The organism is Nocardioides cavernae, assembly GCF_013410035.1.
GTDB lineage: Bacteria > Actinomycetota > Actinomycetes > Propionibacteriales > Nocardioidaceae > Nocardioides > Nocardioides cavernae_A.
Genome location: NZ_JACCBW010000001.1, coordinates 1,242,852 through 1,266,483 on the forward strand (window position 1 = coordinate 1,242,852; position 23,632 = coordinate 1,266,483).

The window sequence follows — 23,632 nt, forward strand, 5'->3', positions numbered from 1 at the left end:
CTGGTCGGTGGGTCAGCGGTGTGCCACGATCCTATCGGTGCGGGAGGGAGCCGGACCGGCGTCGTCCCACGCCCACGAGCCGGGGAGCACGAGAGCGTCGCAGGACGTTTGGGAGTGGTCCTGGCGGGGTAGGCGACTCCGGACGAAAGGGTGTGATCGATGTACGGCGACACCGCCGCGGGCCGCAAGCGCGTCGCCCAGTTGCGCGAGCAGAGCGGGGACATCCGTGCCCTCGCCGCCCGGCTGGTGTCGCAGTCCGAGGCGGTCCCGTGGCACGGCAAGGCCGCCGACGCGATGCGCGAGCGGATCAAGGAGCGCGCCGGCCACCTGCGCGCCGCCGCCGCCCACCACGAGACCGCGGCCGACTCGCTCGCCCGGCACCTCGCCGAGGTCGACACCCTCAAGGAGGCGATCGACGTCCGCGCGCACAAGGCCACGACCCTGGTCGAGGACGCCCGCACCCGCGCCAGCGAGGCCGGCGAGGGCGCGACGCCCGACGAGACCGACGCGGCGCTCCTGGCCTTCGACCCCCCTCCAGCCGGTCACAAGGACTGGCTGACCGTCACGCTCCCGGGACTCTGACATGGTGACGATCGACCTGACCACGCCGCCCCCGCAGCCGACGAGCTTCCTCGACGGCATGGCCCGCCGGCTCGCCCTCACCCTCCCCGAGCTCCGCCTCGTGGCCGACCTCGCGGGGGGTGCACCGCTCCCCTTCGACGTGCAGGAGAGCGGCCCCGAGGGGTCCGGGTCGCTGTCCGGCCGGCTCGGCCAGAGCCGCGGCTCGGTCGAGGACTCGGCCTACACCGACGCCATCGGCACCCTGCACGAGCCCGCCGACACGCTCCGGCGCCGCGGCCTCGTCACCGACGACGGCGCCGACCCCGGCCTGGTGGGGGCCGTCGGCCTCCTCGCCACCCCCCGGCTGGCCCTCGACATCGACGTCGCCGCCGGCTCCACGCAGGTCAAGGCCTGGCACCGCCAGGCCGGCGGCGCCGTGGCCAGCCTGTCGACCTGCGACGGCATCGTCTTCGAGCTCGCGTGGTTCCCGGTCGAGCAGTGGACCACCGAGCTCGCTCGTGTGACGTCCCCGCCCGAGGACCTCCCCCTCGGGGGGTCGCACGTGCCCGCCCACCTGGACGTGCCGTACGCCCTCGCCGACTCGGTGGGCGAGGCGCTGCGCGCCGGTCGTTCAGACCTCGTGCCCGTGCTCGTCGGCCAGTCCGACGGAGCGGTGCTCGCCGACGGCGAGGCCCTCGGCGACGCGGAGGCGGCGGCGGCCGTCTCGGCCGTCCACAGCGAGAGCCGGGGCAGGCTGCGCATCCTGGCCGCAGAGGTGTCCGAACGCGCCACGACGTCGGTCGGCGTCGTGTCGTGGGTCCTGCTCCGGGACGGGTGGCACTCCCTGACCCCGCGCCACGACGACGGCGCCCGGGTCGCGGTCCACCTCGTCGACCCCGACGACCTCGCCACCGAGCTCGCTCCCGTGCTGGCGCAGGTCACGTTCCACGAGGCGGTGGCCTGATGGGCGACCTCGAGATCCCCCGCAGCGCCGCCGCGACCCCCGAGGAGTCCTCGGCCGCGGTCGCCGCCGACAAGTACGACCAGATGCTCGCGCTGGCCGACCTCTTCGACTCCTCCGGCAACGAGATGCGCACCCGCGCACGCCTCGGCACCGAGATCCTGGGCGACGACGACGTCGTCGACTCGGGCGAGCTGTCGAAGGCCACGTGGGGCCAGGCGGAGGAGGACATCCGCGCCGCCACCACGGGCAAGCACGGGCTGCTGACGCGGTCGGTCGAGCTCGACGCCGACGCCCTCGTCGTGCGCGCGACCGTGCTGACCTACCGCTGGATCGACGAGCTCCAGCAGGCGGCCTACAAGACGCTCGGCTCCATCGCGGGCCGCGCCATCGGCTACCTCGCGCCCGAGGTCGCCCTCGGCGGCGCCATCGTCAGCGCCGGCCTCATCGAGACCGACACGCTCGACCGCGACGGCGTCACCGCCTACCTCAGCGAGCTCGCCGAGAACAACCCCGACCTCATGGACCACCTGTCCGGCGGCGGCGGCCTGCTCGACGGGCTGCACATGCGCTCGCTGCTCACCGCGGGCGTGCTCGCCTCCGACCAGGGCGCCCACGCCGCCCGCGGCGGGCTGCGCGCGATCGGCGTCGAGCCGTTCCCCACCGACGCGGTCTCGGCCTTCCGTGACTCCGCGGGCTCCTTCGTCGAGGTCGACGAGCCCGAGGCCGAGGCCGGTACGTCCAGCGCCGCCGCCCCGCGCTCCCTCGAGGAGCTGATGGCCAACCTCGTCGCCGAGGACCAGCGGATCAGCGTCCAGCGCGTGGGCGCCGGCCGCTACATCGCCTACCTCCCCGGCAACCTGGGCGGCGAGGGCGGCCGCCTGCGCCTCGTCGGCGCGGACCCGACCACCTCGGCGAGCCAGGTCGTGCGGGCGATCGAGAAGGCCGTCACCGACGACGACGCGCGCGTCATGCTGGTCGGCTCCGCGTCCGGCGGCGCGATCGCCGCCGAGATCGCGGCGACCGCGACGTCCGACCGCTTCGTCGTCGACCAGGTCGTCACGGCGGGCGCCCCGTCGGCGCTCGTGCCGCGGATCCCCGAGGCCACCCGCATGCTGTCGCTCGAGGACCGCTCCGACCCGGTCGCGCTGCTCGGCTCGTTGATCAACGCCGCGACCGCCAACCGGCTCACGGTCGTCTTCGACGGCAGCAACGCCGACGGCGCCGACTTCTACGTCGCCGGGGCCCGGGCGGCGGACACCGCCGAGCACCCCGAGCTGCGTGCGGAGATCAGCCGCATGCAGGACCTCGGCTACCTCGCCGGCTAGACGATCCCGTGCACGAACTCGCCGAGCTGGGCGAGGTTGCGGCACTCGACCATCGGCACCACCTCGCCGTAGCGGTCGGCGGCGCTGTCGCCGGTCCCCCAGTGGCGCGCGTGCTCGGGGTTGAGCCACCACGCGTGGCGCGCGCGCCCGGCCAGGTCGGCCAGCACGGGTAGGGCGAGGTCGCTGTAGTTCGAGCGGCCGTCGCCCAGCACCAGCAGGGACGACCGGGGACCGACGACGTCGCCGTGCTCCTCGGCGAACCGGGTGAGCGCCCTGCCGTAGTTGGTGCGACCCCACAGGGCGGCGTGCGAGATGCTCGCGGCGAGCTGCTCCATCACGTCGACGACGTCGGCGCCGGGCCGGAACGTGTCGGTGACCTCGACGACGTCGTCGACGAAGGTGAAGGCCCGCACGCCGCTGAACGCCTCGCGCAGCGCGTAGACCAGCAGGAGCGTGAACTGCGCGAAGCTCGCGACCGACCCGCTCACGTCGCACAGCACGACGAGGTCCGTGCGGTGGGGGCGCCTCGGGCGGTGGTGGGTGGTCAGCGGCACGCCGCCGGTGGCCATCGACGCGCGGACGGTCCGGCGTACGTCGAGCGGTCCCCGGCGCCGGGCGTGCTGCTCCTTGGTGAGCCGAGCCGCGAGCCGGCGGGCCAGGGGATAGACCTCGCGCCGCATCTCGTCCAGGTCGCTGCGGCGTGCGGCCGTGAAGTCGAGCCGGTCGATGGTCGGTCGCACGGTCACGCCGACGACGTGCTCGGGTCCCTTCTCCTCCGCGATCCGGCGCCGGGCGTCGCCCTCGACCAGCCGGGCGAAGACGCCGACCCGCCGCCCGGCGAGGCGCTGCGCCTCCTCGGCGTCGACGCCCGCGGCGAGCAGCCCCTGGACGAGCCGCTCGACGAGCTCGGAGGGCGAGACCCGCTGCAGGGAGGTGTACGCCGACCAGCTCGACAGCCCCGGCCCGCGACCGGGCATCGCGCCGAACCGGGCCACCGCCTCCACCGCGAGGTCCTGCAGCGCCTGCTGGTCGCCCGACGCGAGGGCCTCGGCCAGCGCCTCGCGGAACCGCTCGAGCTCCGGACCGGTGTCCGGCGGCCCCTCGGCACCCGGGGCCAGGCCGTCGCCGGCGACGCCGCTGCCGATCAGGCGCGGGTAGTAGATGTCGAAGATCGCGTCGAAGGTCACCCGCTGGGGCTGGCGCTTGACGAGCGTCGCTGCGTACGCCGCGCGTACGGTCTCGCGGTCGTGCCAGCGCACCTTCTCGAGCGCGCCGATGGCGTCGAGGCCCTCGGCGAGCGACACCGACAGACCCGCGGCACGCAGCGCCTCCACGAAGCCGATGTGGGTGTCGAGGAGGCTCATCGTGCCGCCAGCTTGAGCTCCTTGATCGCCCGCTGCTGGTCCGAGGCGTGCTTGAGCACGACACCCAGCGTGCGCGCGACGGTCGCCTCGTCGAGGTCACCCACCTGCAGCGCGACGAGCGTGCGCGCCCAGTCGACCGACTCGGCGATCGACGGCGCCTTCTTGAGCTCGAGCTCGCGCAGCCGGACGACCGCGTCGACGAGCTGGGCGGCGACGGCGTCCTCGAGCCCGGGGACCTGGCTGGTGACGATGGCGCGCTCGCGCTCGGCGTCGGGGTAGTCGAGGGGCAGGAACAGGCAGCGCCGCTTGACCGCCTCGGACAGCTCGCGCGACGCGTTGGAGGTGAGCACGACGAAGGGACGGCGCGTGGCGGTCACCGTGCCCAGCTCGGGGATCGTGACCTGGAAGTCGCTCAGCACCTCGAGCAGCAGGCCCTCGACCTCGATGTCGGTCTTGTCCACCTCGTCGATCAGCAGCACAGTCGGCTCGTCGCGCCGGATCGCGGTCAGCAGCGGACGGGTGAGGAGGAACTCCTCGGTGAAGATGTCGTCGTGGGTCTCGCTCCACGCCGTGTCGCTCTCCCGAGAGTTGGCCTGCGAGGCCTGGATCCGGAGCAGCTGCTTCTTGTAGTTCCACTCGTAGAGCGCGCGGGCCTCGTCGAGGCCCTCGTAGCACTGCAGCCGGACCAGGCCCGCGCCCGTCGCCCGGGCCACCGCCTTGGCGAGCTCGGTCTTGCCGACGCCCGCCGGGCCCTCGACCAGCAGCGGCTTCCCGAGCGCGCCGGCGAGGTACGCCGTGAGCGCCGTCGCGTCGTCGGTGAGGTAGCCGGCGGACTGGAGGCGGGCCGTCGCGTCGGCGGCGGAGTCGAACCAGGTCGTCACGCCCGCGAGCCTACGAGGCGTGGTGGCGCAGCGCTCGCTGCGCTCGCGCTCTCGGGTTCCAGGACGCCTCTGCTGAGGCCATCGCTGCGCGATGGCCTCAGCAGAGGGGGCGGGATTCGAACCCGCGGTAGGTCTCCCTACGACCGCTTTCAAGGCGGTTCCGATCGGCCGCTCCGGCACCCCTCCTCGTGCCACGCCGGGGCGCCGCACACTGCCGGACTCTACCCAACCGCTCCCCGTCCCACCCTCGCCCCACCGGTGCGCCCGCGGCGTGGGAAAATCGGGTGGTGACGACCAAGACCGCCACCGTCTACCGCCTCGCCCCCGCCGTCGCGGCGCGCCTGCTGGGTGCCGTGCTGTGCCTGGTCGCCGTGCTCATCCTGCTCAGCACGGTCCTCATCGCCGCCGTCGACCTGCACACCGCCTTCCTGCTCGTCCCTGCGGTGCTCACCCTGCTGCTGCTCGTCGGCGCGTGGTGGACGTGGCGGACCAGGGGGTGGGTCGCGCGGCTCACGCCGGAGGGCTACCGCGTGCAGTGGGTCCGCGGCGTCGGCGCGGCCTCCGGCCGCTGGAAGGACGTCGAGGACGCCGTCACGACGACCGTCGCCGACGCCCCCGTCGTCGTGCTCCGCCTGCGCGACGGGCGTACGACCACCATCCCGGTGGAACTGCTCGCGGTCGACCGGGAGCAGTTCGTCCGCGACGTGCAGCAGCGGCTCCAGGAGGGACACGGCCTCCGCAAGTTGTGACCTGATTCGGCGCAGGCGCGCCCGGCCTTGTAACCTTCTGTGCGCCCGGCACTGGTCGGGCATGGAGGCGTCGCCTAGTCCGGTCTATGGCGCCCGCCTGCTAAGCGGGTTTGGGGCTAAAACCCCATCGAGGGTTCAAATCCCTCCGCCTCCGCCAGTGGTCGACCCCCTCCTCCGGGAGGGGGTCGGTCCGTGGTTCCCGCATACATTTGCAGGATCCTGCAATGCACAGACCTGCAGTGACGCGGGCAGGACGCGGCTGCGGGGAGTGGGTGACAATGGAATGTGTCATCCCCTGTGACACGTGACCAACGAGGTGAAAAGCATGACCACAGTACGCCGCATCGCCGCCGCCGTCCTGGTGGCTGTCCTGGGTGTCGGTGTTGTCGGCATCGGCGCTGCGCCGGCCAATGCGATCGACACCAGCTGGGGCAAGATCAAGGCTCGCTGAGTCCACTGACCGTGCCATGATGGGCACGTAACAAGGAGCTGGGACACGGACCCCTCAACCCCCCACGAGTTCTGGTCCGGATGGCCTCCCCCACAGGCCCGTCCCGGCACGCGAGGGCAGCATCTCGACCGAGGTGCTGCCCTCGCCCCTCGTCCGGGGTCGTACGCCCGGGCTCAGGTGGCGAGCTCGTCGTCCTCGCGCCCCGAGATGCCCCGCTTGCCCATCTCGTAGCCGAGCTGGAAGCGCGTCTCGACCTCGAACTCGTTCTTGAGGTCCGCGACGTAGGCGGCGTAGGTGCGCGGGCTGACGCCGAGGCGCTTGGCGCCCGCCGGGTCCGCGCGGCCCTCGAGCAGCATCCGGATCGTCATGGCACGCTGCTCGGTCGCGATGTCGCGCATCAGCGACGTCTCGCTGCTGGTGAACGGCCGGGCCCGCTCCCAGTGGCGCTCGAACATGTCGACGAGGTAGCTCACCATCGAGCGGTCGTTGATCACCATCGCGGTGTCGGTGCCCTCGTGACCGGGGATCAGCGCGATCCGCCGGTCGACCACGATGAGGCGGTTGAAGAACTCGTCGAGCGTGCGCACCTCGGCGCCGGCGGCCGTCACCGCGGCGACGTACTTGCGGGTGTCCGCGCCGCGGCGTGCGGCGTGCTGGTAGAGCGTACGCATCTTGACGCCCCGCTTGAGGGCGGCGATGTCGCGGGTGCCGACGCCGGCGTCGAGCTGCTTGACGCCCCGCCGGTACTGCGGCTGGGCGGTCAGCAGCTCCTCCTCGGCGTCGCTGACGAGCGAGGCGAGGAAGGTGCCGATCGTCGCGACGCCCCGGATCTCGGCGAAGGGCCCCCCGACCGCGTTGGGTGAGCGCCGCCAGGCGTGCGAGAGCGTGCTGAAGGCGGTCGCCCAGTGGGCGGACTCGGCGATCAGCTCCGCACCCTGCTGGCCGAGCGGGGCCACGACCTGCGCCTGGACGGCAGCCGGGTCGACGGCACGCCAGCTCTGGCCATCCTCGCTCCTGGTGACCAGCCCGACGTCCACCAGCAGCTCGAACGCGTGGTGCAGCTCGCCGCGCTTGGCGATGCGCTTGTCGGTGGTGCTGACGCCGCCCGTGGTGACGATCTCCTCGTAGAGCGGGGTCGACTGCTCCTCGAAGACGACACGCTCCTGGGGCCCCAAGGGCATGGATCACCTCCCGCTCGAACCGACATCCCCGTGGGGAGGAGGATGCCACACGCACCCCGACGCGATCGGTGGTGCGACCACCCGTGACGCCGCCGGCCCGCCCCTCCTGGCGCGGAGGGGCGGGCCGGCGTACGACGTGCGTGACGGCTCAGGCGTCGAGGCGCGCCTTGAGCGTGTCGAGCTCGCTCCAGAGCACGGCCGGGAGGTCGTCGCCGAACTTCTCGAACCACTCCTGGATCTGCGGCAGCTCGGCCTTCCACTCCTCCGCGTCGACGGCGAGGGCCTTGGCGAGCTGCTCCTCGGTCACGTCGAGGCCGTCGATGTCGAGCGAGCCCGGAGCCGGCACGTGGCCGATCGGCGTCTCGACCGCGGCCGCCTGACCGTCGATGCGCTCGATGACCCACTTGAGGACGCGGCTGTTCTCGCCGAAGCCGGGCCAGAGGAAGCCGCCGTCGTCGTCGCGACGGAACCAGTTGACGTAGAAGATCCTCGGCAGCTTGGCGGCGTCGTTGTCCTTGCCGATGCCGATCCAGTGACCGAAGTAGTCGCCGGCGTTGTAGCCGATGAACGGCAGCATCGCCATCGGGTCACGCCGGACCACGCCGACCGCGCCGACGGCGGCCGCGGTGGTCTCGGAGGAGAGCGTCGCGCCCATGAAGGTCCCGTGGTTCCAGTCGCGGGCCTCGGTCACGAGCGGGATGGTGGTCTTGCGACGACCGCCGAAGAGGATCGCATCGATCGGCACGCCCCGCGGGTCGTCGTACTCGTCGGCGAGGATCGAGCACTGCTTGATCGGCGTGCAGTAGCGGCTGTTGGCGTGGCTCGACAGCTCGCCCGTCTCCTCGGCGATCTCGGGCGTCCAGCGCTCGCCCTTCCAGCTGGTCGCCTCGGCCGGGGGGTTCTCCAGGCCCTCCCACCAGACGTTGCCGTCGGGGGTCAGCGCGACGTTGGTGAAGACCGAGTTGCCCTTGCGGATGGTCTCCATGGCGTGCGGGTTGGTGTGCTCGTTGGTGCCGGGCGCGACGCCGAAGAAGCCGAACTCCGGGTTGACCGCCCAGAGGCGGCCGTCCTCGCCGATGCGCATCCAGGCGATGTCGTCGCCGATCGCCTCGACCTTCCAGCCGGGGATCGTCGGCTTGAGCATCGCGAGGTTGGTCTTGCCGCACGCGGACGGGAAGGCCGCGGCGACGTACTTGGTGACGCCCTGCGGGGAGGTGAGCTTGAGGATGAGCATGTGCTCGGCGAGCCAGCCCTCGTCGCGCGCCATGACGGAGGCGATGCGCAGGGCGTAGCACTTCTTGCCGAGCAGCGCGTTGCCGCCGTAGCCCGACCCGAAGCTCCAGATCATCCGCTCCTCGGGGAACTGGACGATGTACTTGGTGTCGTTGCACGGCCAGGCGACGTCGGCCTGCCCGGGCTCGAGCGGCATGCCGACCGAGTGGAGCGCCGGCACCCACTTCGGGTCCTGGCCCTGGTCCTCGAGCTCCTCGATGCGGCGCAGCACGTCGGTGCCCATCCGCGCCATGACGCGCATGGAGACGGTGACGTAGGCCGAGTCGGTGACCTCGATGCCGAACATCGGGTGATCGGCGTCGAGGTGACCCATGACGAACGGGATGACGTACATCGTGCGGCCCTTCATGCAGCCGGCGTAGAGCCCGCGCATGAGGTCCTTCATCTCGCCGGGGTCCATCCAGTTGTTGGTGGGCCCGGCGTCGCGCTCGTCGACGGAGCAGATGTAGGTGCGGTCCTCGACGCGCGCCACGTCGGTCGGGTCGGAGGCCGCGTGGAACGAGTTGGGCATCACGTCCGGGTTCAGGCGCGTGAACGTGCCCGTCGCCTCGAGGGACGCGGTGAGCTGCTCCCACTCCTCGTCGGAGCCGGTGCACCAGTGGACGGCGTCGGGCTGGGTGAGCTCGGCGACCTCGGTGACCCAGTCCAGGATGCCCTGGTGGGTGGTCGGAGCTGCATCGAGCGGGGGCGTCTGCGGGTCGATCGTTGCGGTCATGACCGTTTCCTTCAGCGTGCGGAGCGTCTGGTTCGCGCGGCCTCGTTGTCGGCGACTTGCGGGGACGCTAGCCCGTGCCGGAGGCGCCACATATTGGATCGATCACACATGTGTGACCCGCGTCTCGCTACCGCTCCGCAGGCGTACTTCGGGCAATTTTCGCCGAAAGTACGCCCCTCTCACCCCTCGGCTTCGAGGTCCGCTGCGACCCGCCGGTGGGCCTCCCAGATCTCCTCGGGCATGCGGTCGAACTGCGACAGGTGCTCCTCACGGAAGCCCATCTCCTGCCGCCAGCGCTCCGTGTCGATGGTGAGGATGCGCTCGAGGTCCTCCGGGGCGATGTCGACGCCCTCGAGGTCGAGCTCCTCCTCGGTCGGGATGATGCCGACGGCGGTCCTGCGTCCCTCGACCTCGCCGGCCTTGAGCCGGAGCAGCCACAGCAGGGGGCGGAGGTTGTCGCGGTAGCCGGGCCAGAGGAAGTGGCCGTCGTCGGGGTCGCGCTGGAACCAGTTGACGTGGGCGAAGATCGGCTGCTCCGTCGCCGCACCGACGACGTCGAGGTAGTGGCGGGCGTAGTCGCCCTCTCCGTACGCCATGAACGGCCGGTTGGACATGGGGTCGTAGCGGAGCTGGCCGTCGACCCCCTCGGCGGCGAAGGTGGCCTCGGCACCCAGGGTGAGGCCGTCGTACACGCCCTCGGCGAGGTCGGTGATGGCGCGGATCAGCGGCTCGCGGTCGCGGGTGCGGCCGCCGAAGATGATCGCGTCGATCGGCACGCCGGCGGGCTCGTCGTAGTCGGGCGCGATGTTGGGGACGTTGTCGAGGGTGGTCGTGAAGCGGCTGTTGGGGTGCGCCCAGGCGGCGGAGTCGTCGGACTTGCGGTCGGCGAGCGGCGAGCCCGTCCAGTCGAGCCAGCCGTGCACGTCCGCCGGCGGCTTCGGGGTCTTGCCCTCCCACCAGGTCTCGCCGGTGCCGGGGTTGTAGGCGACGTTGGTGAAGATCGCCCGGGTGCCCTCGTCGATGGAGGCGAGCGCGTTGGGGTTGGTGGTCTCGTTGGTGTCCTTGGCGACGCCGAAGACGCCGTACTCCGGGTTCATCCCCATCAGCCGGCCGGTGTCCTCGTCGACCCACAGCCACGCGATGTCGTCGCCGTAGAACGACACGTGGTAGCGGTCGCCGAGCGCGTCGGGCGCGGCCATCATCGCCAGGTTGGTCTTGCCGGAGGCGCTCGGGAAGCCGCCGCAGACGTGCCACGTCTGGCCGGTCTGCTTGTCGTGGATGCCGATGAGCATGTACTGCTCGGCGAGGAACTTCCTGCTCGCCCACCCGTCGTACGCCCCCTGCCGCAAGCCGTGCGCGATCTTGCCGAGCAGCGCGTTGCCGCCGTAGGAGGAGCCGTAGTGCAGGATCGTGCGCTCGTCGGCGACGGTGACGAACCAGCGCTGGTCGTCGGCGGTGCCCTGGCCGAGGTGCTCGAGGTCGCCCGTGACGTGGACGGCGCGGACGAAGGAGTCCGGGTCCTCGAGGTCGTTGACGTGCTGCACGCCGACGCGCGCCATCCGGATCATGTGCAGCACGACGGTGCGGGTGTCGGTGAGCTCGACGCCCGCCGCCCACGGCGCGAGCGCGTTGCCGGCGGGCGCCATCAGGTAGGGGATGACGTACATCGTCTTGCCCTCGGACGCCCCGCGCATCCGCTCGTGCAGCAGCGGCTTCATCTCCGAGGACGGGCGCCAGTTGTTGTAGACGCCGCGGTCCTTCTCGTCGCTCGTCGCAACGACCGTGCGCTCCTCGGAGCGCGCGGTGTCCTTGTGGTAGCTGCGCGAGTAGTAGCGCCCCTCCCCCGCCATCTGCAGCTCGCCCGCCGCGACCGCCTCCTCCAGCAGGCGCGCGTCGTCGGCCGCGCCGACGACCTCGACCCGGGCGGCGCCGGTGAGCTCGGCGTACTGCTTCACGAAGTCGCGGACCCGCGGGTTCGTCACCCCGGCCTCGTCCAGGACTGCCTCGAGATCTGCCATGGCACTGCCTCCTTCTGCGGCGGGTGCGGACCGCCGCGGGTGCGGTGCTCAGCACCCTAGGGCACCCGTCACACGCCGCGATCCGCCAATCCGGGTGATCCTGATTTCGCCGGAGCGGAGGCAGTCGGCTATTGTCGTCCAGTCCACGGACGAGCGCCTGTAGCTCAACGGATAGAGCATCTGACTACGGATCAGAAGGTTTGGGGTTCGAATCCCTACAGGCGCGCAGATCGAAGAACCCCACCGGGTCACCGGTGGGGTTCTTCGCGTTGTCGGCCGGGAGGTCCCTACCCCCGCAGCACGTCCGCGTGGTCCGCGACGAACTGCGCGAGTGACCGTGCGGGGGCGCCGGTGACCTGCTGGACGGTGTCGGTCACCTCGGCGAACTCGCCGCGGCGCACTCTCGCGTAGGTGTCCTCGGTGATCTCTCGGTCGAAGCCGTCGATGCCGGTGAGCGCGACGTCGACGTCGACGTCGTCGTGGCGGACCGGACGACCCAGGCCGGCCGAGAGCACGGCCGCCGTCTCCGCCAGGGTCAGCGACTCCGGGCCGGAGACCACGTGCGTCAGGCCCTCGTGCGCTGGGTCGAGCAGGGCGGCGACGGCGACGGCTGCGATGTCGCGCGCGTCGATCCAGGCGAGGCGCGCGTCGCCGCTCGGGAACGGCAGCCGCCCCTGCGCGAGGTCGTCGAGGAAGAAGCGCGGGTCGGTGAGGACCTGCATGAACCACCCGGGCCGGACGATCGTCCAGGGCCGTCCACTGTCGTGGACCGCCGCCTCGACCCGCGGCGCCCAGTCGTCGGGGCCGTAGCCGCCCTGCGCCGTCTCCGAGAGGAGCACCACGCGGGTGTCCGGGTGCGAGAGCTCCACGAACCGGGCGACGACGTCGGGGGCGTCGGCGCGGTCCGGACGCACGACGAACACCGCGTCGACGCCGTCCAGGGACGGCGCCCAGGTCTCCTCCTTGTCCCAGCTGAAGCGCACCGGCGTGACGCCCGGGACGCGCACGCCGCCCGGGTCGCTCGACCCGCCGCGCACGTCCGCCCCGGCGGCGGCCAGCTGTCGTACGGCCGGCGCACCCGTCTTCGCCCGAGCCCCGGTCACCAGCACCGTCGCAGTCATGTCACGCACAACCCGGCCCCGCGGACCGGAATTCCACGGCACGGTCGTTCAGCGAGGAACGGGCGACGACACCAGCACCCGCAGCTGCAGCATGAGCGCGAAGCGCTGGTCGGCGTCGTCCAGGTCGACCTCGCCGACCTCGGCGGCGCGCCGCAGGCGGTAGCGGAACGTGTTGGGGTGGACGTAGAGCGACTCGGCCGCGGCGACGACGTCGCCGAAGTGGTCGAGCCACGCGCGCAGGGTGTCGGTCAGCGCGGAGCGGTGCCGGGCGTCGTACGCCACGAGCCGGGCCAGCGGGCCGGTGGGCTCGTCGCCTCGCGCGGACGCGAGGTCCTGCAGCTCCAGCACGAGCGCCTCGCCCTGGAGGTCCTCGAGCCGGCCGATCCGTCGCTCCCCGCCGCCGCGGCGCAGCACCCGGAGCGCGCGGTCGACGCTGGTGCGGCTGCGGGCGATGCCGGAGAAGTCGGCGGCGACCGTCCCGACCGCCGCCACCGGACGCATCCGCTCCCCGATCCGGTCGATGAAGTCGCGCACCACCCGCACGGCCTGCTCCTCGGCGTGACCGGCCTCCCCCGGGGCGGCGAGCAGCCCGTAGGTCACGTCGCCGAGCGACGCCGCCGCCGAGCGCGGGTGCACCGCGGCGAGGTGCAGCGCGAAGGCGGCGCCGAGCCGTTCGCGCTCGTGGGTGAGCGAGGCGTCGTCGATGTCGGGGCCGACGGCGTGCACCTCGTCGAGCGTCATCCCGACCACCAGCAGCGGCTGGCCGGCCAGGCCCAGGCGCTCGAGGGCGTCGGGCGCACCGGACCCGCCCGTCAGGGCCGAGGCGAGCAGGTCCGCGCGTACGCCACGGCGTACGTCGGCGCCTGCGCGCACGCGCAGCAGGTGCAGCGCGACGAGCTTGGCCGAGTCGGTGAGCGCGCCGAGGCGCTCCGGGCTCAGCGGCTCGGGCACCACCGCCCAGATCGAGCCGAGCACCTCGTCGCCGGCGCGCACGGACACCGCGACCCGGGGCAGGGTCATCGTGCCGTCGACGCCCGGCAGCGGGTCGACGACGACCGGCCGGTCCGAGCGGTGGAGGTCGCTGAACACCCCGCGGTCCTGCAGCACCTTCATGTAGTGGCCGGGCACCTGGCGCCCGAGGATCGTCTCGACGCGCGGCGGGTCGGCCTCGTCCTGCCGGCCGGAGAAGGCGAGCACGCGCGAGCTGCGGTCCTCGATGGTGATCGGCGCGTCGAGCAGCGCCGACAGCGCGTTGGCCACGGCGAAGAGGTCGCCGGACGGCAGCCCGCCGAGCGAGTCGGGCTCGCCGGTGCCCGGCGAGCCGTCCCCCGCGACGAGCAGGGAGCGGAGCATCTCGCTCAGCTGGGCCCAGGACGCGCCGCGGCTCAGGCCGAGCAGGGCCACGCCGGCCTCGTCCGCAGCCGCGCGCACCTCGGGCGTGAGGGGTACGGGCGCCCGCAGCACGAGCGCCGAGGCACCCCCGGGACCGAGCACACCGAGCAGGCGCACGACCTCGGCGGCCGAGTCGACCCCGACACCGAGCACGAGCGCGCGGGGCGGCAGGGACGGCGGGTCGAGCGGGTCGTGGATCACGACCCCGCCGATGGTCGGTGCCAGCGCGGCGTCGCCGTGGGCGAGGTCGAGGAAGGTGGTGCCGAGGTCGTCGAGCAGCCGCGCGAGGGTCGCGCCCACTGCTGCCCGCTCGGTCATGGCTTCCACCGTAGGCAGCGCGCTCCGCGCCCGCCAGTGCCGCCGCACCGATTCGGGACCGCGATTGGTGCGCGCGGACAACTTCTCAGACGGCGAGCCACTCCGTGGCGGTCGTGACCTCCTCGAGCCGGTCGGGCAGGGGCGCGACCCCGAGGCCGGCACCGGTCGGGACGGTGAGGTGCCCGTCGTCCAGCACGAACGGCTCGGTGATGTCCTGCGCGTAGTAGCGCCCCGAGCCCGAGGTGTCCCCCGGGAGCGTGAAGCCGGGGAGGGCGGCGAGGGCGACGTTGGCCGCCCGGCCGAGGCCGGTCTCGAGCATCCCGCCGCACCACACGGGGACGCCGGCGGCGACGCAGACGTCGTGGATGCGCCGGGCCTCGAGGTAGCCGCCGACGCGTCCCGGCTTGACGTTGACGATGCTGCAGGCGCCGAGCCGGATGGCGGCCGCGGCGTCGCGCGCCGAGGTGATCGACTCGTCCAGGCAGACCGGCGTCGTGATCCGGCGCGCGAGGTCGGCGTGCCCGAGCACGTCCTCCTCCTCCAGCGGCTGCTCGATGAGCAGCAGGTCGAAGGCGTCGAGGCGGGCGAGGTGGGGGGCGTCGGCGAGGGTGTAGGCCGTGTTGGCGTCGACCTGCAGCAGCACCTCGTCGCCGAAGCGCTCGCGGACCGCGCGCACCGGCTCGACGTCCCAGCCGGGCTCGATCTTGAGCTTGATCCGCACGTAACCCTCGGCGAGGTAGCCGTCGACCGCGTCGAGGAGGGCGGGCACCGAGTCCATGATGCCGACCGAGACGCCGCACGGGACGCGCTCGCGCACGGCACCGAGCTCGCGGCCGAACGACCGGCCCTCGCCGCGCAGCTCGGCGTCGAGCACCGCCGTCTCGAGGGCGGCCTTGGCCATGCGGTGCCCCTTCACCGGCGCGAGGCGCTGCGCGACGTCGGGAGCCGAGCACGGTCCGTCCGCGACCAGCCGCGGCACCAGGTAGCGGCGCAGGACGTCGGCGGCGGCGTCGACGTACTCCGAGCTGTAGAGGGGCGCGGTCATCGCGACGCACTCACCCCAGCCCTCGGCGTCGTCGGACACGACCCGCACCAGCAGCACGTCGCGGGCGGTCTCGGTGCCGAACGAGGTCCGGAACGGCGCCACCAGGGGCATGGCGATGCGTCGCAGCTCGACGCCGGTGATCTTCACTGCTCTCTCCTCACGACGTACCAACCGGACCGGTCGAAGCCCTCGATGCGTCCCGCGCCGTCGGCGAGGAGCGTGGTGAGCCCCTCGCGCACCGCGGAGCGCCACTGGCGGGCGGCATCCGGGTCGGTGGCGCGCAGCGCCGCGACGTCCGGCGGGACGGCGACGAGCGAGACGCCCCCGTCGAGACGCCCCGGCGCGGGACGCCCCGCGTCGTCGCGACCCACGGCGACGACGGCCCCGCCCGCGAGGAGGTCGGCCGCGACGGCACCGACCCCGCCGCCGGCGCAGGCCAGCGCCACCGCCGGCTCGGTCAACCGCCAGCGCACCAGCAGCCGGTCGGACTCGTCGGCACCGTTGATGCCGTCGTCCATGGGGCCATAGAAGTTGGGGAGGTACTCCGTGGCGCGGGCGCCGAGCTTGACCAGGTTGAACCAGGCGTTGCGCGCGACGAGCGGGTCGAAGGTCCACACGACCTCGTGCACGCCGCGCGCGATGGCCCACGCGCGCTGGTGCAGCTTGAGCGCGAACCCCACGTTGCGCCCGGCGGCGCCGGGGGCCACACCGGCGATGTGGCTGTGCAGGCTGTCCTCCTCGGGCGCGTGGAAGAAGCCGACGCAGGCGCCCACGAGACGCCCGTCGGCGTACGCACCCCCGACGTAGTTGCCCGCCTTGGTCAGCGCGCGCAGGAGCTCGACGGTGAGCGGCGGGCTGCCGGAGCGCTTCCAGATGTCGCCGAACAGCGCCACGGCCTGCGCAAGGTCGGGCAGCTCGTCGAGCGTGCGCACCACCACCCCGGCAGCGCGGGCCGCGGCGTCGGCGCCCTGCACGGCGGCGTCGAGCTCGCTGGCGACGGCGGTCGGGGTGCTCATGGGTCCCATGCTCGTGGCCTTCCGGGGCAGCGTCATGGTCGTCCTCCACCAGCCCGGCCGGCCGGGTTGGTCGGGGCCACCAGAGGGGCGAGGGGCTCGGCGAGCAGGTCGGCCACCAACGCCCGCAGGAGCGCCGTGCGGCCGGGCAGCTCGGCGACGAGGACGTGCTCGTCCTCGGCGTGCGCACCGCCGCCGACGGCGCCGAGGCCGTCCAGGGTGGGGGTTCCGACGCCGGCGGTGAAGTTGCCGTCGGACGCCCCGCCCACGCTGGCGCTCGTGGGCGCGGGCAGGCCGAGTCGGGCTGCGACGGCCGCGGCGCGCTCGAACAGCTCCGCCGACGCCGTCTCCTCGAGCGGCGGGCGGTTGGGGCCGCCGCGGACGGTGAGCCCGGCTTCCGGCAGCACCGGGGCCAGCGCGCGTACGGCCGCGTCGACGCGCTCCTGCTCCGCCGCCGTCCGGGCGCGTACGTCGACCGCGATGGTGGCGGCGGCGGGGACGGTGTTGGTGGTGGTGCCGGCGCTGGCCCGGGTCGGCGTGACGGTGGTCCCGGCCGTGGCGTCGCCCAGCCCGGTCAGCGCGAGCACGACGTGGGCGAGCTCGACGGCGGCGTTGGTGCCCCGCTCCGGCTCGAGCCCGGCGTGTGCGGCGCGGCCGGAGACGTCGACGTCGTAGAGCGAGACCCCCTTGCGCCCGGTCTTGAGCGCGCCGCCGTCGGCCGACGCCTCCAGCACCAGGACCGCCTCGGCACGGGCGCCCTCCTCCTCGACCAGCGCGCGCGAGCTCGGCGAGCCGAGCTCCTCGTCGCCGGTGACGAGCACCGTCACGCCCTCGGTCCCGGCCGCGGCCTGGAAGGCCATGGCGAGGCCGGCGAGCATGTCGAAGCAGCCGGGGCCGCGCAGCACGCCGTCCTCGACGGCGAAGGGTCGCCTGGCCAGGGTGCCGATCGGCCAGACCGTGTCGTGGTGGCCCAGCAGCAGCACGCGCGACGGGCCGTCGCCCAGCCGCCACCGCAGGTGGGTGCGTCCCTCGAGCACGATCCGCTCGGGGGCCACGCCCAGCCACCGCTCGCCGACGGACGCGACGACGTCCGCGGACCGCGCGACCGCGGCCAGGTCGGCCGACGGCGACTCGCACTCCACCAGGGTGCGTACGTCCTCCAGCAGGGCGTCGAGGTCGACGGCGGGCGCGGTGGCCGGGGTCACGAGCGCACCCGGGGGGTGGCGCGCGCCCCCATGTGGAGGTACGGCTCACCGGTGGCGAGCTCGTAGAAGGTGACCGGCACCCAGGTCTCGGTGCCCTCGGGGCGTACGGCGAACAGGCCGGGCCCGACGGGCACGAGCGCGTGCTCCTCGACGGGGTCCGGCTCGAGCTCGGCCAAGGGCCCCGTGAGCGTGGTGCGCAGGAGCGGTCCGTGCTCGCCCTGCTCGACGTCCATCTGCACCGACGTGCGCTCGTAGCGACCGAGGAAGGGCGTCACGTCGACCTCGACCGGCTCGGCCGGCGGGGCGAAGCGCTCGGGCATCGCGACCCCCGCGAGCTCGGCGAAGACCTCGCGGTAGAGGTCCTCGTAGAGGTCGCGGGTGTGGCCGCCGTTGGTGAGCAGCACGACCGCGAGCCCGCCGTCCCCGTCCGGGTCGGGCAGCATCCGCAGGAACGCGGCCTGGCCCAGGGTGTTGCCGTCGTGGCCGACGAGGCGCCGGCCGTCCCACGTGAACCGGATCCAGCCCAGGCCCCACGAGTCGCCGAGGATGTAGGGGTCCGGCAGCTCGGCCTCGTGCGCGGCCATCGCGGCGACGGACCGCTCGGCCAGGACACGGGTGCCGTCGGCGGCGCGGCCTCCGGCCAGGTGCATCCGGGCGAAGGCCAGCACGTCGGCGGCCGAGCAGGTGACGAGCCCGGCCGGTCCGACCGAGCGCGGCAGCTGCCACGCGGGCGCGGGGACGGTCTCGCCGTCGCGCTCGTCGTGTCCCATGGCGACGGCGTGGAGCAGCGCGTCCTCGGGCAGGGTCACGGCGCGCTCGAGGCCGAGGGGCGCCGAGAGCCGCTGCCGCACCGCCTCGTCCCACGTCAGCCCGGTCACCACCTCGATGACCCGGCCGAGGAGAGAGAAGCCGGAGTTGCAGTAGGACCACGTGACCCCGAGCGGGTGGTTCTGACCTGCCTCGCCGAGCTGCTCGACGTAGCGCTCGAGGCAGTCGTCGCCGCGGCCGGTGTCGGTGAAGACGTCCCCGTCGATCCCGCTCGTGTGGGTGAGCAGGTGCCTGACGGTCACGCCCTTGGTGACCTCGGGGTCGGCCAGCCGCAGGTCCGGGAGCACCTCCACCACGGGGGTGTCGAGCTCCAGCAGGCCCTCGTCCACGAGCGACAGGACGACCGAGGCGGTCCACACCTTGGTGATCGAGCCGATCTGGAAGACCGCGTCGGGCGTGACCGGCGCCTGCGTCCCGACGTGCAGCACGCCGTGGGTGGCGACGACGACGTCGTCCCGACCGCCGCGCGTGCGGAGGATGCCGAGCTGCGCGCCCGGGACGCCGTGGCGCTCGGCCAGCACCGCGAGCCGCTGCTCCCAGTGGGCGAGGTCCGGCCGCGGTCGTCCGTCATCCGTGGTGTGCGTGACCAGCCAGTCGAGCGTGCGCCGGTTGACGTCGAGCCGGTGGGACGGCCGGCCGCGCAGGACGAAGACGTGCGAGGCGTCGGGATAGAGCACCAGCTGCGTGGGCACGTCGAGCTCGCACAGCGCGGTGTGCCACTGCTGCGCCTGGCCGAGCGGGCAGGTGCGGTCCTCGATGCCGTGGTAGACGAGCGTCGGGGTGCGGACGTCGTGCACCCGGGTGATCGGCGACATCGCGTCGTAGAGGTCGCGCTCCTCCCACGGGGCGCCGCCGAGCTCGTACGCGCTCAGGCACAGGTCGTCGCTGGTGCCGTACATGCTGGCCAGGTCGCTGACCGTGCCGCCGGCGACGGCCGCGGCGAAGCGGTCGTCGTGACCGGTGAGCCAGCAGGCCATGAAACCGCCGTAGCTGTAGCCGCCGACGGCGAGCCGCTCGGGGTCGGCCAGGCCCTCGGCCACGAGCACGTCGATCGGCTCGAGGAAGTCGGCGGCGTCGGCGACCCCCCACGCGGCGTGGACGCCGTCGTAGAACTGCTCGCCGTAGCCGTCGCTGCCCCGCGGGTTGACCAGCAGGACCGCCCAGCCGCGCTCGACGAGCTCCTGGTGGTAGAGGTGGATCTCGTCGGCGGCGGCGTTCCACGCGTTGTGCGGCCCGCCGTGCACGTCGAGCAGCAGCGGCTTGGGACCGGGCTCGTCGTCGTGGATGAGCCAGGCCTCGACCTCGGTGCCGTCGGAGATCGTGAAGGTACGCGCGCGCCGCGGGTGGTGGACCACGTCGGCGAGGGCGGCGCCGTGGTCGGTCAGCACCTGCTCGCGACCGTCGGCGAGGTCGACCAGCACGACCTCGCCGTACGACGTCGGGGTGGTGAGCACGATCGCCGCACGACCGCCCGACGCGGACAGGCCGGACACCACCCGGCCCTCGCCGGCGACGACGGGCCGGTGGTCCGTGCCGTCCGCGGAGCCGGACCACAGGTGGGTGCACCCGCGGTCGCGCAGGCAGAACCAGACCCGGCCCTCGAGCTCCACCGGGAGCCCGCCGGGGTAGGCGGTCGCGCCGGGCATCACGTTGCGGTCGAGCGGTCCGGCCAGGTCGATGACGTCGGACCCGTCGAGGGGCACCCGCACCAGCCGGGCGTGGCCGACCGGGTCGCCGGGGTGCCCGGCCACGAGCAGCGCGTCGCCGTCGGCGGACCACGTCACGGCCAGCGCGACCCCGTGCCCGAAGCCGACGGTGCGGAGGTCGGACGCGACACCGTCGACCGGCAGGACGTGGACGGGGGTGCGGAAGCGCGCGTCGGAGCCGCGCGTGAAGGCGAGGGTGCTGCCGTCGGGCGACCACGCCGGCGACCCGACGCCGTGGGGCCCGCTGGTGAGCTGGCGCAGGCCCGCGCCGTCGGCGCCGACGACGAAGAGCTGGGTGCGCACGCGGCCGTGGAGGCCGGTGCCGTCGGACTGGTAGCCCGTGCCCTCGGAGACCATCGGCGCGCCGGCGGGGCTGCCGTCACCGGTCCGGTCCGGGTCGACCGGGGCGGTGAAGGCGATCCGGGTGCCGTCCGGGCTCCAGCACGGCGAGGCGACGCCGGCGGGCACGCCGGGCAGCACCTCGACCTCGCCGCCGTCGGCCGCGAGCACCGCCAGCCGCCCGTCGCGCACGAAGGCGACCCGGGTCGCGTCGGGCGCCCACACCGGCGAGCCGTCCGCCGGCCCGTGGGTCAGCCGCCGCGGCGTGCCGCCGTCTGTCGCGACCCACCACAGCTCGTCGACGTTGCGGTCACCCGCGACGTCGAGGGTCCGCAGCGTGTACGCGACCCGGGAGCCGTCGGGCGAGAGGGCCGGCTCGGAGGGCACCGCGAGGTCGCCCAGGTCGTCGATGCGCAGCCGGCGGACGGCGTCGGTGCCGGAGGGGGTGTCGGGGATGTGGCTCATGCGGGCTTCCTTCCGGGGGCGGCCGCGAGCAGCTCGCGCGTGTAGTCGTGCCCGGGCGCACCGAGCACCTGGGCGGTGGGTCCCTCCTCGACGATCCGGCCGCCCTGCATCACGGCGACCCGTGACGCGACGTAGCGGACCACGGCGAGGTTGTGGGAGATGAAGAGCATCGAGAGGCCGAGCTCGGCCTGGAGCTCGCGGACCAGGTTGAGCACCGCACCCTGGATCGAGACGTCGAGCGCGGAGGTGATCTCGTCGGCGATGACCACGTCCGGTCGGCCGGCGAGCGCCCGGGCCAGCGCGACCCGCTGGCGCTGACCCCCGGACAGGCGGGCCGGGAGGTCCCGGGCGCGGTGCGGCTCGAGGTGGACCAGCTCCAGCAGCCGGGCGACCTCCTCGCGCCGCGCCCGCCTGCCGCGTACGCCGTCGACGTCGCGGGGTAGCGCCTCGGCGATGCTGTCGCCGATCGTCATCCGCGGGTCGAGCGAGGAGTAGGGGTCCTGGAAGACCATCTGCAGCGGCCGTCGCGCGCCGCGGTGCGGCACCGGGCTGCCGCCGAGGGTGATGGAGCCGGACTCGGGGTGGGCCAGGCCGACGGCGGCGCGGGCGAGGGTCGACTTGCCCGACCCCGACTCGCCCACGAGCCCCACGACGGTGCCGGCGGGCACGGTGAGGCTCACCCGGTCGACGGCCGTGGTGCGGCCGAAGCGGACGGTGACGTCCTCGAAGCGCAGCTCGCTCACGGTGCCTCCACGAGCTCGTCGGCGGGGCGTACCACGGGGTCGGGCAGCGGCTCACCGGCGTGCCAGCACGCCACCCGGCTGCCGTCGGCGGCCTGCTCCAGCGGCGGGTCCTCGGCGCGGCAGCGGGCGGTCGCGAGCGGGCAGCGCGCGGCGTACGCACAGCCCGCGGGCACCTCGGCCGGGTCGACGGGGCGGCCGGGGATCGTCGCGAGCGGACGGTCGAGGTCGGTGTCCATGTGGGGCACGGCGGCGACGAGCGCCCGCGTGTAGGGGTGCTGCGCCCGCGTGGCGAGGCCTGAGGCGGGCAGGTCCTCGACGATCCGCCCGGCGTACATCACGAGCACCCGGTCGCAGACCTCCGCGACGACCGTGACGTCGTGGCTGATGAGCAGCAGGGCGACGTCGTCGGCCGCGCGGACGTCGGCGAGGAGCTCGAGCACCTGCTTCTGGACGGTCACGTCGAGCGCCGTGGTGGGCTCGTCGGCGACGACCAGCGCGGGCGTGCCCATGAGACCCATGCCGATCATCGCGCGCTGACGCATCCCGCCGGAGAACTCGTGGGGGTACTGCCGGACGCGGCGCCCGGCGTCGGGGATGCGCACCGCGTCGAGGCGGTCGACCGCCCGGGCGAGGGCGTCGGCCCGGCCGAGCCCCTGGTGCTCGGTGGCCACCTCGGCGAGCTGCCGGCCGATGCGCCGGGTGGGGTTGAAGGAGGTCATCGGGTCCTGGAAGACCATGGCCAGGCTGGTGCCGAGCATCCGACGCTGCGCGGGCGAGTCCGCCGCGGCGAGGTCGTGGCCGAGGAAGCGGAGCCGCCGGGCGCGCACCGACCCGTCCTCGCCGACGAGCCGGGAGACGGCGAGCGCGGTCAGGGACTTGCCCGACCCGGACTCGCCCACCACCCCGACCGCCTCGCCGCGCCGGACGTCGAAGCTGACCTCACGCACCGGGCGCACCGTCCCGCCGGCCGTCACGAAGGCGACCTCGAGGTCGCGGACCTCGAGCACGACGTCGGCGGCGGCCTCGTCGTCGCCCCCCTCCGACGCCGACGCGACGTCCGCGGCGACCGCCGTCGACTCGCGACGCACGCGCGGCTGGGGCGTCCCGACCAGCACCGGCACGCCGAAGCCCTTGGCCACCGACTCGCCGAACAGGTTGAACGCGAGCCCCGCGAGCAGCACGGCGACACCGGGGGCGAGCGCCGCGGCGGGGTTGACGTACAGCGCCCCGATGCCGTCGTAGAGCAGGCGACCCCAGTCGTACGCCGGCGACTGCACGCCAAGGCCGAGGAACGACAGGCCGGCGAAGGCGAGGAGGGCGCTGCCGGCACCGATGGTCGCGTTGACGACCAGCGGCTCGGCGATGTTGGGCAGCACGTGCCGCAGCAGGATCCGCACGCGGCCGACCCCCGCGACCCGGGCGGCGGAGACGTAGTCGCGACCGGCGACCTGCGCGACGAGCGTCTGCGTGAGCCGGGCGAAGACCGGGGCGCCCGCGAGGCCGACCGCGAGGACGGCACCCGTCGCGCCGACGCCGAAGACGACGGCGAAGAACAGGGCGAGCAGGAGGCCCGGGAACGCCACCGCGACGTTGACCCCGGCGGCCACCAGGCGACCGGCCCGGCCGCCGAGCAGGTAGGGGGCCGCGCCGAGGAGGATGCCGGCCGAGACGGCGACGACGATCGCGCAGACGGCCAGCACCATGGAGAGCCGCGTCGCGACGAGCGTGCGCGCCAGGATGTCCCGCCCGAGGTTGTCGGTGCCGGCCCAGTGCTCGGGCGACGGGCCCGCCAGCACGTCGCCGGTGTCGACGGCGTCCGCGCTGGTGCCCCACAGGACCGGACCGAGCACGGCGAGGGCGGCGACGGCCACGAGCAGCACCGCGGCGGTCAGCCCGACCGGGGTGAGCAGCACCGCCCGCCAGCGACGGGCGCGGGTGTCGTCACGAGCCATGCG

At 73.8% G+C, this 23,632-nt stretch carries 18 protein-coding genes and 3 tRNA genes; 7 read left to right on the plus strand and 14 right to left on the minus strand.

The annotated features are described in order from the left end of the window. Window positions 1-159: 159 nt before the first annotated feature. Genes F4692_RS06085 through F4692_RS06095 form a run of 3 tightly spaced genes read left to right on the plus strand, consistent with a single transcriptional unit; the run spans window position 160 to window position 2,850 of the window. On the plus strand, window positions 160-582 hold the full coding sequence (locus tag F4692_RS06085; protein ID WP_179618685.1) for a hypothetical protein: 423 nt from the start codon (window positions 160-162) through the stop codon (window positions 580-582). Between the two features lie 4 nt (window positions 583-586). Beyond that, window positions 587-1,525 (plus strand): hypothetical protein, encoded by a 939-nt coding sequence (locus F4692_RS06090; protein ID WP_179618686.1) that lies wholly within the window; start codon window positions 587-589, stop codon window positions 1,523-1,525. Beyond that, window positions 1,525-2,850, plus strand: a complete 1,326-nt coding sequence (locus F4692_RS06095; protein ID WP_179618687.1) for a hypothetical protein — start codon at window positions 1,525-1,527, stop codon at window positions 2,848-2,850. Before F4692_RS06090 ends, F4692_RS06095 begins: the two co-directional genes overlap by 1 nt. Here F4692_RS06095 and F4692_RS06100 read toward each other — a convergent pair. The 3 genes from F4692_RS06100 to F4692_RS06110 form a co-directional block, all read right to left on the minus strand. Next, window positions 2,847-4,214, minus strand: a complete 1,368-nt coding sequence (locus F4692_RS06100) for a vWA domain-containing protein (RefSeq protein WP_179618688.1) — start codon at window positions 4,212-4,214, stop codon at window positions 2,847-2,849. The genes F4692_RS06095 and F4692_RS06100 overlap by 4 nt on opposite strands. After that, window positions 4,211-5,095, minus strand: a complete 885-nt coding sequence (locus F4692_RS06105) for an AAA family ATPase (RefSeq protein ID WP_179618689.1) — start codon at window positions 5,093-5,095, stop codon at window positions 4,211-4,213. Before F4692_RS06105 ends, F4692_RS06100 begins: the two co-directional genes overlap by 4 nt. Before the next feature lie 101 nt (window positions 5,096-5,196). Continuing rightward, window positions 5,197-5,281, minus strand: a tRNA-Ser gene (locus tag F4692_RS06110). 101 nt (window positions 5,282-5,382) lie between these two features. Here F4692_RS06110 and F4692_RS06115 point away from each other — a divergent pair. The 3 genes from F4692_RS06115 to F4692_RS06125 all read left to right on the plus strand — a co-directional run bounded on the left by F4692_RS06115 (window position 5,383) and on the right by F4692_RS06125 (window position 6,295). Next, a complete protein-coding gene (locus F4692_RS06115; protein WP_179618690.1) occupies window positions 5,383-5,844 on the plus strand; it encodes a hypothetical protein in 462 nt (153 codons plus the stop codon). A 63-nt stretch (window positions 5,845-5,907) separates the two neighbouring features. Next, window positions 5,908-6,001 (plus strand) — tRNA-Ser (locus F4692_RS06120). A gap of 147 nt (window positions 6,002-6,148) precedes the next feature. Beyond that, complete coding sequence (locus tag F4692_RS06125) at window positions 6,149-6,295, plus strand: hypothetical protein (RefSeq protein WP_179618691.1); 147 nt, start codon at window positions 6,149-6,151, stop codon at window positions 6,293-6,295. A 173-nt stretch (window positions 6,296-6,468) separates the two neighbouring features. On the opposite strand, the gene F4692_RS06130 is transcribed toward F4692_RS06125, so the two are convergent. The 3 genes from F4692_RS06130 to F4692_RS06140 form a co-directional block, all read right to left on the minus strand. After that, window positions 6,469-7,476 (minus strand): TrmB family transcriptional regulator, encoded by a 1,008-nt coding sequence (locus F4692_RS06130; RefSeq protein WP_179618692.1) that lies wholly within the window; start codon window positions 7,474-7,476, stop codon window positions 6,469-6,471. Window positions 7,477-7,624: 148 nt separating this feature from the next. After that, window positions 7,625-9,484: a phosphoenolpyruvate carboxykinase (GTP) gene (locus F4692_RS06135; protein ID WP_179618693.1), complete on the minus strand. Its 1,860-nt coding sequence runs from the start codon at window positions 9,482-9,484 to the stop codon at window positions 7,625-7,627. Between the two features lie 179 nt (window positions 9,485-9,663). Next, the gene (locus F4692_RS06140) at window positions 9,664-11,502 is read right to left on the minus strand and encodes a phosphoenolpyruvate carboxykinase (GTP) (RefSeq protein ID WP_179618694.1); all 1,839 of its coding nucleotides are present in this window, start codon (window positions 11,500-11,502) and stop codon (window positions 9,664-9,666) included. Window positions 11,503-11,655: 153 nt separating this feature from the next. Between F4692_RS06140 and F4692_RS06145 the strand changes: the two genes are divergently transcribed. Then, a tRNA-Arg gene (locus F4692_RS06145) sits at window positions 11,656-11,728 on the plus strand. Window positions 11,729-11,789: 61 nt separating this feature from the next. Here F4692_RS06145 and F4692_RS06150 read toward each other — a convergent pair. From F4692_RS06150 to F4692_RS06185, 8 genes are all read right to left on the minus strand, one after another. Next, window positions 11,790-12,623, minus strand: a complete 834-nt coding sequence (locus tag F4692_RS06150) for an NmrA family NAD(P)-binding protein (protein WP_179618695.1) — start codon at window positions 12,621-12,623, stop codon at window positions 11,790-11,792. A 48-nt stretch (window positions 12,624-12,671) separates the two neighbouring features. Continuing rightward, complete coding sequence (locus tag F4692_RS06155) at window positions 12,672-14,333, minus strand: PucR family transcriptional regulator (protein WP_179618696.1); 1,662 nt, start codon at window positions 14,331-14,333, stop codon at window positions 12,672-12,674. A gap of 85 nt (window positions 14,334-14,418) precedes the next feature. Further along, entirely contained in the window at window positions 14,419-15,525 is a 1,107-nt protein-coding gene (gene menC / locus F4692_RS06160) for an o-succinylbenzoate synthase (protein ID WP_179618697.1), read from the minus strand. After that, a complete protein-coding gene (locus F4692_RS06165; protein WP_179618698.1) occupies window positions 15,522-16,394 on the minus strand; it encodes a GNAT family N-acetyltransferase in 873 nt (290 codons plus the stop codon). The genes menC and F4692_RS06165 overlap by 4 nt, the downstream gene beginning before the upstream one ends. A gap of 32 nt (window positions 16,395-16,426) precedes the next feature. Next, a complete protein-coding gene (locus F4692_RS06170) occupies window positions 16,427-17,596 on the minus strand; it encodes a M20 family metallopeptidase (RefSeq protein ID WP_308645174.1) in 1,170 nt (389 codons plus the stop codon). Continuing rightward, entirely contained in the window at window positions 17,593-20,934 is a 3,342-nt protein-coding gene (locus F4692_RS06175; protein ID WP_179618699.1) for a serine hydrolase, read from the minus strand. The genes F4692_RS06170 and F4692_RS06175 overlap by 4 nt, the downstream gene beginning before the upstream one ends. Further along, window positions 20,931-21,677 (minus strand): ABC transporter ATP-binding protein, encoded by a 747-nt coding sequence (locus F4692_RS06180; RefSeq protein WP_179618700.1) that lies wholly within the window; start codon window positions 21,675-21,677, stop codon window positions 20,931-20,933. Before F4692_RS06180 ends, F4692_RS06175 begins: the two co-directional genes overlap by 4 nt. Next, on the minus strand, window positions 21,674-23,629 hold the full coding sequence (locus tag F4692_RS06185; RefSeq protein ID WP_179618701.1) for a dipeptide/oligopeptide/nickel ABC transporter permease/ATP-binding protein: 1,956 nt from the start codon (window positions 23,627-23,629) through the stop codon (window positions 21,674-21,676). Before F4692_RS06185 ends, F4692_RS06180 begins: the two co-directional genes overlap by 4 nt. Between the last annotated feature and the right edge of the window lie 3 nt (window positions 23,630-23,632).